The 10,088-nt window shown below is 32.7% G+C and carries 7 protein-coding genes; 4 read left to right on the top strand and 3 right to left on the bottom strand.

Annotation, left to right across the window (positions count from 1 at the left end; translation table 11 throughout):
* Window positions 1–134: 134 nt before the first annotated feature.
* The 3 genes from J7E67_RS27355 to J7E67_RS27345 all read right to left on the bottom strand — a co-directional run bounded on the left by J7E67_RS27355 (window position 135) and on the right by J7E67_RS27345 (window position 4,668).
* The gene (locus J7E67_RS27355; protein ID WP_214733210.1) at window positions 135–1,454 is read right to left on the bottom strand and encodes a UDP-glucose dehydrogenase family protein; all 1,320 of its coding nucleotides are present in this window, start codon (window positions 1,452–1,454) and stop codon (window positions 135–137) included.
* A gap of 1,154 nt (window positions 1,455–2,608) precedes the next feature.
* Window positions 2,609–3,607, bottom strand: a complete 999-nt coding sequence (locus J7E67_RS27350) for a glycosyltransferase (RefSeq protein WP_214733209.1) — start codon at window positions 3,605–3,607, stop codon at window positions 2,609–2,611.
* Complete coding sequence (locus J7E67_RS27345) at window positions 3,604–4,668, bottom strand: glycosyltransferase family 2 protein (protein WP_214733208.1); 1,065 nt, start codon at window positions 4,666–4,668, stop codon at window positions 3,604–3,606. The genes J7E67_RS27350 and J7E67_RS27345 overlap by 4 nt, the downstream gene beginning before the upstream one ends.
* 900 nt (window positions 4,669–5,568) lie before the next feature.
* Between J7E67_RS27345 and J7E67_RS27340 the strand changes: the two genes are divergently transcribed.
* The 4 genes from J7E67_RS27340 to J7E67_RS27325 all read left to right on the top strand — a co-directional run bounded on the left by J7E67_RS27340 (window position 5,569) and on the right by J7E67_RS27325 (window position 9,752).
* Window positions 5,569–5,871, top strand: coding sequence for a glycosyltransferase family 2 protein (locus tag J7E67_RS27340; RefSeq protein ID WP_214733207.1), 303 nt, complete (start codon window positions 5,569–5,571; stop codon window positions 5,869–5,871).
* A gap of 703 nt (window positions 5,872–6,574) precedes the next feature.
* Window positions 6,575–7,600 carry a glycosyltransferase family 2 protein gene (locus J7E67_RS27335; protein WP_214733206.1) on the top strand — a complete coding sequence of 342 codons (1,026 nt, stop codon included), beginning with the start codon at window positions 6,575–6,577 and terminating at the stop codon, window positions 7,598–7,600.
* Window positions 7,601–7,614: 14 nt separating this feature from the next.
* Complete coding sequence (locus J7E67_RS27330) at window positions 7,615–8,646, top strand: glycosyltransferase family 2 protein (RefSeq protein WP_214733205.1); 1,032 nt, start codon at window positions 7,615–7,617, stop codon at window positions 8,644–8,646.
* Window positions 8,647–8,750: 104 nt separating this feature from the next.
* Window positions 8,751–9,752, top strand: coding sequence for a glycosyltransferase family 2 protein (locus J7E67_RS27325; protein WP_214733204.1), 1,002 nt, complete (start codon window positions 8,751–8,753; stop codon window positions 9,750–9,752).
* Window positions 9,753–10,088 lie beyond the last annotated feature (336 nt).

Genomic DNA, 10,088 nt, shown 5'->3' with positions numbered 1-10,088 from the left:
TAAATAAGTGTTTCTTCTTATTTAGTGAAAACTGTCTACTTTAGTTTAGCAGTCACAGCATACCGGGCATACCTAAACTAATTAACAAAAAGGAGATTTATCTGCTAGATTTTTTTTTGCAATTTTTTTAGAGGCTAGTTTGGGATATTGAAAATACTTGCTCTGCCAATGGAGTGGTACTCTATAGGATATTGTTTTACATTTTCTAATGTATAACAGTTTCGACCATCAAAAATGACAGGTTCATTCATTAAATTTGCAAATTTATCTAATGGAAAATCAATAAATTCCTTCCAATCTGTTAAAATGAAAACAACATCGGCCTCTTGAAGTACTTCCTCCATGTTTTCACCGTACCGGACTGTTGGATTCAATACTTTTTGTGCATTTTCAATAGCGATCGGATCATAAGCAAAAATGTCTGCACCAGAATCAATTAATTGTTTTGAAATATTTATACAAGCTGATTCACGAACATCATCAGTATTTGGCTTAAAGGAAAGTCCTAATAATGCACATTTCTTTCCTTTTAAACTTCCAAACCGTTCTTTTGCTTTTTCAAGAAGTAGCAGCTGCTGCTTTTTGTTTACCTCAATAACAGAGTTTAAGATTTTAAAAGAATAATTCACGTTCTCTGCCAATCGAGCTAGTGCGATTGAATCCTTAGGAAAACACGACCCACCATAGCCAATACCTGCCTCTAAAAATTTTGAACCGATACGCGAGTCTTGTCCCATTCCAAAAGCAACATCTTCTACATTGGCACCAATCCGCTCACAAATCACAGCAATTTCATTAATAAAGCTAATTTTCGTTGCTAAAAAAGCATTTGAAGCATACTTAATCATTTCAGCACTACGAATATCCGTCTTGAATATGGGAACGTTAAATGGTTGGTAAATTTCTTCCATTATTATAGCAGCATGATCTTGATTCGTTCCAATAACTGTACGATCATTATGGAATGTATCATAAATTGCAAATCCTTCACGTAAAAATTCTGGATTAGAAACAATATCAACCCGGACATTTTCTTTTAAATTTTTTTGAATAATGGAATGAACAAGTTCATTTGTTCCAACAGGAACGGTACTTTTTGTAACTACAATTACATCATGAGTAACATTCATGGCTATATCTTTTGCTGCCTGCCTAATATATTTTAAATTAGCTGAACCATCTATATCTTGGGGAGTACCAACAGTGATGTAAATGACTTCAGCGTTTTTTAACCCTTCGGCATAATCTGATGTAAAATGAAGTCTTCCATTTTTGATGTTTTTGGTCATTAATTCCTCTATACCCGGCTCATAAATAGGGGGAATTCCGGCTTTCATTTTTTTTACTTTATCTTTATCTACATCAATGCAAATTACGGAATGTCCAATCTCTGCCAGGCAAGTGCCAGTTACAAGCCCAACATATCCTGTACCTATGACAGCAAGATTTCGCAATTATTATCTTACCTCTCTACAAGTTGTTTTTTTAATTCTTAAGACGATTGAATCATGACTACTAATCTATTGAAATTTTAGCATTTTAAAATGAATTTCAAAATTTCTTTATACATATTCATTGTTAGTTTTAGACTATCCTCTTGTTCACGTAAATCTTTAGCGTGCTACGTCCCAAAAAACCTGCTTCCCTAGTTTTGACAATTTTTTTCACTACATCACCGTCAATCATTTTCTTAAATTAAAAGTTACATTTTTAATGATTCCTGCTTTATATACTTATCCAACAGAAAGCTATTTGATTGTGTATTCATATCAGATTCTTGAAATTATAGTTTTAATAATAGTGGTTCAATGGAGAGAATTATCCCAGTCTTGTATAACAGAAAAATGACTCTAAGAAAAGTATTTACATTAATAACATACAGGATAAAGATCATACACTAGTTTTACTATATTGTTAAACTGGTAATTTTTAACTAATTATTAACTTATTGCACATTACAAGCAATTAGGAAACAACTGAAAATGAATATAATCATTTAGAAAAAATGTTAATAAGAAGGTACTTGAGGGTAGGAGGTTAACATCTATTTAGAAGACTCATTTTTTTATTTTACACTATCAATCAAATTGTAATAATTCGACAAAATTTGCGAATCTAGAGTGTCTCCTTTCTGTTTTAATTCAGAAATTGATCTTTTTCGCTGTTCAGCTGACAACATCCAAGGCTTTTATCGCCCCCAATGTTAAAATCATATTGAGGTTTTGTTAAAAGTAATTACTTATAAAGTGCTAATACACCCAAAAGATAATTATAAGTTGTAATTACTGTTAAATAGGTCTTCATTAAATGCTTCCTCCTATAATATGCCTAATATATATTCATTCAAAATGAAAAAGGGGTAGGGGGGTGCCAAGTTTGGGCGTTTGTCACACTGGCGTTTGCAAAATAGGGATAAGGTTTTTGATGGAGAACAAAAAGGGCCTATTATTTAAAAGAATGGAAAAATCTTTATAGTATCTTAAAAAATAAAAAACTTATTTCTTTTAAGAACATGAACCTTGGAAAAAGTTTTCAGTATTATTTGAGACAAAAGTGCTCTAATTATGATCATGATTACAATGCACCTAACTTGGGTGACACAATATATTTAAGTTATGATATTCCACAGTCTGAACAAGTTGTCGTTATAGATAAACCCATGGCTTTCGAGTAAAGGGTAAATTTTCTTATAATTTAAACCATCAAGTAAAATAATTCCATTTATTTTACCTATATGGAAAAGAGAGTCTATTCTTTTTAATTCTGCTTTTACATCTTTAGATAGGTATTCAACAACATGAATTCCGGAGTTGAATTCAATAAATTTCTTATAAAATTCACACCCTTTTTCAGGGCCAATAACGACAAATTTTGGTATGGAGTTTCTTTTTTTTATAAAAATTGAATGAATATTTCTAGATACAATTAACATTGACTCCCTACAAGTTTCAGTTTCATCTTTTCTACTTAATGAATCATAATACACTCGATATTTGTATAAAACCTTATTTACCTTATCTATATCACCAATCTCCATTAACTTTATCCATAAATCAGTATCCTGGCCAATTTTATACAATTCACAATATCCCCCTGCTTTATAGAAAGCTTTTTTCGAGAATAATATTGTTCCATGAACAATTGGCGGTGCCACAAATCGAAACTTCCTAATCTCCTCTCTTGAAACACACGAATTACTCCATTTCATACTTTGTAAAGTATTATTATCAACGGGATTTTTACCTTGGATTGTATCTATAAGTGTACCTACTCCTACAATTTGCGGATTTTTCGATAAATATTTTATTTGTTTTTCAAAGCGGGTGGGCAGACTAATATCATCCGCATCCTGGCGAAAGATCCAATCACCTTTAGCGTTTTTTATACCGTAGTTTAAACAATATGTTTGCCCTTTGTTTTCGTCTAAGTGATAGGCTACAATCCTATCATCATTATAGCTTTCAATAATTGATCTGGTTGAATCATTGGAACCATCATTTATTATAATAAATTCAAAATCCTTGAAAGTTTGATTGAGTATGCTTTCAATTGCTTCTGCTAAATAATCTTCTCCATTATAGACAGTCATTACTACAGAATAGCTCAATCTCGTTTCCCCCAATTCCATCTTTGTGTAGCTTTTTCACACGATTTCAGCAAAAAATCTTTCAGTAATGTTTTAGTTTTGTCGGTTTCAAACTCGTTAGTATGTTTGGAAATGCGTAATAATTTTTTAAATGGTATAATATTTTTCCACAACTCATCAGATGAATCCCAAATTGAGAGCAAGGATAATTCAAGGGTTTCTAACCCATATTTTTCGAAAATTATTTTATTAAATGGTTGTGCATTCCCAAATTCATTTCTAAAGGAGGAAGGATGCTCCTGATGAAAACCAACCGTTTCACCAACACTTGTGAAATGAACCCCTTTCCTATATAACCGGTAGCCAAGCTCCCAATCTTCGCCGCGAATAATTCTTTCATCAAACCCACCTGACTCAAAAAAAGTTTTTCTGGAAAGGGCTACACATCTTGTTATAAATAACAGCCATGGAGCAACATCTGTATTTAAAAACTCTTTTCTTAATTTGTCTCCCAAATTATCCTCACCCAAAATAACATGATTTAATTTGGAAAAGTCAGCCTTTAAAACTTCAGGTGTTATAATTTGAATAATCTGTTTACTTTCGAGTAATGATTTATTCCTAATCTTTGTTTTACTTAAAAAACTTCGAAGTTTTTTCTTTTCCCCATCGGAAAAATTGGGATAATACTGTGTAAATACTCTGGTAAAACAGTATGGGGTCCCACTAATAACATGATTCGGATATTGCAAAAAAAGTTTATTAAATATATTCAAGAACTCGGGAACCACTAAGAAATCTGAATCACAAAAAATAATATATTCACCTTTTGCTTGTGTTGCACCCAAATTACGTGCATTTCCTTGCCCGCCTCTTCTTTCACCGCTACTAAAATATCGAAATTGAAATGGTGGAGAATAATTAGCAAGAAATTCTTGGGTTCCGTCACTTGAGCAATCATCAACCACAATGATTTCAAATTTTTGTTTATCAAAATTTTGATTTTCAAACGATGCTAAAGTCAGTGTTAATTGTTCTAAACGATTGTAAGTCGGAAGAACTATACTAAATTTATTTTCCATAAATTCACACCTAGTTTATTAATAAATTACATAAGGTAATTGTACTTTTTGGAACTTAAATTAACAGTCCAAAATATACGGATTGGTTTAAAATAATTCTGTCATTTGCATTGTCACATGCATTTCACACTTATTTCTGATTAAAAATTAGGAAATCTTTGAGCATTGTTTTAATAATATCTTTGTGTTGAATTCCACCAATCAACCTGGTTAAAAAATTAGAAAAAGTTAACCCAGAAATATTGGGAATTGAGAATACTTTATACAAAATTATCTTGTTTTATTTCTGTGAAATGAACTTTATTACCACCCCTCATCTCCGAACAGTACTAATATATTCATATATTGAAAAATAGTATGGGCGTTCATTAAAGAAAGGTTTAAAATGGGATTTTAATAAACTAATTTATTAAGATTATGGTGCAAAATAGTACCTTTTATAAAAAAGATACTTTATAATTTTTGAATTTAAAAACGTCTTTTTAGTGTAGTTTTACAGTTCCTTGAAAAAACATTTACCTGAGTAAAAAATAGCGCCCAGGCCATAACTAACCGGGCAGTAAAATTAAGCCTTTTTACTCTCTTTTTAAGATTTAGCTCATGTATTGACCATAAGGGTGGGGCAACGGCTCGTTACAGCAAAGATTGAGGGTATTGCTGAAACTACGTAATAGCTCTATTCGAATACGATGTCCATTCTTAATAATCCAATCTTTAACAGAATAATAGATCCCATTAGGAGGCTTAAAATCACACAAAAAAATCCCCCATTGTCTTAAAGTTGAATATTTGTTATTAATAAACTCTGAGTGAGCTAATTTTATTAATGATTAACAGAATAAAAGGTACGTACATATAATAATTCAAGTTTAAGTTCTTGAAGGGAAGTCGAAACGAAACGTGCTTGTTTCTATGGTTATGGCTGTATATTACGGAAAAAGATTTTTAAAAGAATCCTTCGAACATGCATTAAAGCAAACCTATTCTGAATTAGAAATGATTATTGTAAATGATGGTTCAAAAGATCTAACTAAAACAATATTAGAAGAGGTAAAAGACGAACGGGTTAGGGTGATCCATTTAGAGAAAAATCAAGGTGCAGCACATGCACTGAAAATCGGAATTGACAAGCTAGGGGCGAGTAGATTGCCATTCAAGATGCAGATGAAATTAGATATCCCGAGAGAATTGAAGAACAGGTAATGTATGTTAAGATACACCCGGAGTTAATAGGAGTAAGAACGTTAGTGAAATGTATTTCCGGTAATGCTAATGTTTCGGAAGAGATTTATGAAGAATAACAAACAGCAGAAATCTACAAATATCAAGAAATGAATTATTGGGGATGCCATAGTTCTGTCATGTTTTCCAAAAAAGCTTTTTGGGAAGTTGGCGGGTATGATGATAGAAAGGACAAAACATAATCTTACTTAGTACGGTTGAGTCTTAAACCATATAGTATACTAGATCACTATTAAAAAGAACACAGGACTTGTTGTTGATAAGGATTTTTTCTAAGCTTTTGTCCAGAAGAAATTACAGAGGGGGCAAGGCCAGTGGAGGAGTTGGAGCAGCTGCCGCAAATCATTGGACGTCAGCTTTCAAATTTCCGCTAAATTATTTCGCCATATAATTACAGATATCCTCTGGTGGACAACAAGAAGATGTCCTGATATCAATAGTTGAGAAGTATCGACTTTGATCCGAGAGTTTCAATCAATGGAAGATTAGTTAAGACACTTGAATGGAATATGAAAGGTCAATAATGGCTAGTTCATTAACCTTTACAAATTAGTATTTTAATGATCAATAAAGATTACAGAAATTGGTATCTTATAACCGGTAGTGACGTATAAAGAGACTCCAACTTGAAAGTTAGACTGTGAAAAGAGGGTTGTGTGGAAGGATGAATATCAAATACAGCGTTGTAATTCCTGTATATAATCGGAAAGAACAGTTACTTCTCACGCTAACTGCTTTCGAGAGACAAACCTATCCAAGGGGAAACTTTGAAGTCATTGTCGTGAATGATGGTTCTACGGATCATTTAGAAGAGTTTCTGAAAGATTATAATAGTTCATTTAATTTAATCTATAGAAATATAGATTCACGTAAAGGGCCTGCAGCAGCAAGAAATTTAGGCGTTAACGAAGCAAATGGAGAATACATTATTTTTTGCGATCCTGACTTTTTAGTCTGTCCAAACTTTATAGAAATTCATGATCTGTATCATGGACGTTATAAACGAAGCGTGGTATCTGGAACACCCCAATGTTTCAAAGGAGTATATACACATTATTATCCCCAATTTAAGGAGAGGGAGAAAAGAAAATGCTATGATGTACTCTCTAAATCAGGTCTATGGAAAGATGAATATCTGCAATCCTATAATTTGGTAGAAATTATTACCCAGCAAGATATAAGAGAAAATTTTTCTAATCTTTATCAGGTAATGTCAAGATTGGATCAATTTTCTGAAAAAATGAAGACGGAATATACAAAAATAGATGTGGCACCATGGATGCTATTTATTACACGCTGTGTTTCCTTGAAGAAAAAGTATATTTTAAGAATAGGTGGATTTGATGAAAATTTTCCTAGGGGTGAGGATTGGGAACTTGGCTATCGCATTCATAAACAATTAGGTCTCTCATTTATTCCTATCAAAGAAACTGTAGGTTATCATCAAGAACATCCCTCAAGTTTTCGTTTAAAAGAAAATCGAAAATATTTATTTCAGAAACACGGGACTGAGGATTTGGAATTAACATTATTGACTGTTTGGAAAGCTTGGAAAGATGTACATCACTATAAAAATACACTACGCTTAATCCAAAAGTTTTACAAGAAGTCAGAACAGTATAGGGATGTTTCTCACTGTTTAAAATTGGCATGTCAAAAAGCTGTTGATAGTAAGTACTTTTCATCATAAGGGCGGAATCAAGTATGAAATTTAGTATTATCATTCCAACATACAATAGGATTAAGCAGTTGCTTCTCACGTTAGCCGCTTTTGAAAAGCAAACTTATCCTATGAATCAATTTGAAGTATTAGTTATTGATGATGGGTCTACAGATAATACATTAGAGATTTTAAGCAATTACGATGCACCTTATAACCTTCGCTTTTTTACTTTAAGCTCTAGAAATGGCCCTGGTGTGGCTAGAAATTTGGGGATACGTCAGGCAAGAGGAACCTATGTTATTTTTTGTGATTCAGATTTCTTGGTATTACCGGATTTTATTAAAACCCATGATTTATACCATGCTAAACACCAAAATGCTGTTATATCGGGTACTCCAAATTGTTATAAAGGAGTTTACACTCAATTTTTTCCTGATTTTTCAGAATGGGAAAAAGGCGCTGCACGGTCAGTATTACAACGATTTCAGCTTTGGGATGATGGTTATTTAAGGTCAAAGGATATTGTGGAGATTATTACACCGGAAGATATTCGAAATAATTTTAAAAAAATAAATCAAGTGATGTGCCATTGGGAAATCATTTCCGATAAAAATAAAGATGCTTTCTTACAGACCCAAATCGCACCATGGCTGTTATTTATCACTCGATGTGTATCGGCGGAAAAAGCAGTTTTGGAGCAGCAGGGAGGGTTTGACGAGCGATTAGGATCTGGTGAGGATTGGGAATTGGGGTACCGAATATATAAACAGGGACTTTCTTTTGTCAGTATTAATGAAACAGTTGGATATCATCAGGAGCATCCTAGTGGGTATAGAAACTATGTAAAAGAAGAACCTTTCAGCAAAATTCTTCTCGAAAAGTTTGGAAAAAATGATCCGGAGTTGCTGTTGCTAACTTTATGGGATTCTTCAGATGAGCTATGGAGGAATATAGGTGTCTATAAAAATACCTTGGCCATAGTGAACGAGAAACAAGATTCCCTAAAGCATAAAGAAATAGTTAAATCTTTATTAAAAGCTTGTAAGATTGCTTCTTCGAAATGGTTGAAATGAAATGGTACGGAATAAAAATAATTTGTATACTCAACAGTTAGAGTAAATCAAGGAGGAAGTCCATTAGCTCTTAAATTGTATTAATTATAGTGGGAGGATCATATATGTTGTTTTCTGTTGTCATGGCCGTTTATAACGGGGAGGAATATTTAAAAGAAGCCATAGACAGTATACTGCATCAAACATACACGGACTTTGAATTTATTATTGTAAACGATGGTTCTTCAGATAAAACTAGAGAAATATTAAATTTAATTGAAGATAATCGGGTTAGAGTGATTCATTTGGAAGAAAACAAAGGACTTGCAAATGCCCTGAATATAGGAATACAGAATGCAAACGGAGAATGGATTATCAGGCAGGATGCAGATGATATGAGTTATCCCCATCGAATAATGGAACAGGCGAATCATATAAAATCTCACCCTGACGTCATTCTCTTAGGAAGTCACATCAAGTGCTTCTCAGGCAGGACGTCGGTTTCTAAAAAAATATTAAAAATAGTGGAAAAATACTTCAATGGTTTTGTAAACAGAGCTGATCTAAGAAGGGGGCGTTTTATCGGATGTCCATTATCTCATGGGACCTGTACTTTCTTAAAAGAAGCATTTTTCCGGGCAGGGCAATATGATCCAAAATATACAATTGTGCAGGACTATGATTTATGGCTTAGAATGTTTGAATTAGGCGAGGTCGACATCGTTCCCCAAGTTTTATACAAGTATCAAATCAGAATGGATTCTCTGTCTAATAATAATCAATTAAATTTAGGAAACCAGTTGAATGTCACATCTATTAAATATATACGAGAACAATGCTTTCGGGATCATAAGAAGAAACCTGTGTTTTTAGTAATGGGACCTCACAAAGCGAGGGGAAATTTCATTAAAAATATTTACCCAAATGTTGAAATCAAATTATATGATTATGTTTATAAAAAGCTAGTAGACTATTGCGATGAAGCTTATCAATTATTCCTAGAGGGTAAAATACAGGGAATTATTGTAATGGGGCATAGAGGTGATGATAAGATAGTGGATCTTTTACAAACGAAGGGCATGGAATTTAATCAAAATTTATTTAAACTTACTAACTTCATTGTATAAGATGTCTATTTCATCGCTCTTAAATATGTGGGTGAAATAACATTACCGGTTAAAAATATTTTTTTCAAGAGGGCTTGAATCAGTAAAAACTTGGGCAGCTTTATTTGTCTTGCTTAAAATTTTAAAAGACTGATAAAAATTTTAGGAGTAAAGGAATTAATAAAAAATTAAGAGGGGGGCTCGCCCCCACTTAATATGATATTTGTGATTTTTATGATTGTTTTCAAAAATATTCTTAAATTTAATAAAGCTTAATAACATTTGAAACAATTGTTAGACAGACTCGCGTACAGTTTTATAAGGGGGAAGCCACTATAATATGGTACCTAGAGATAG

This window comes from Bacillus sp. ISL-46, from assembly GCF_018613205.1.
Note: the sequence above shows the minus strand (reverse complement) of the source record. Positions and strands in the feature narration are given on the sequence as shown.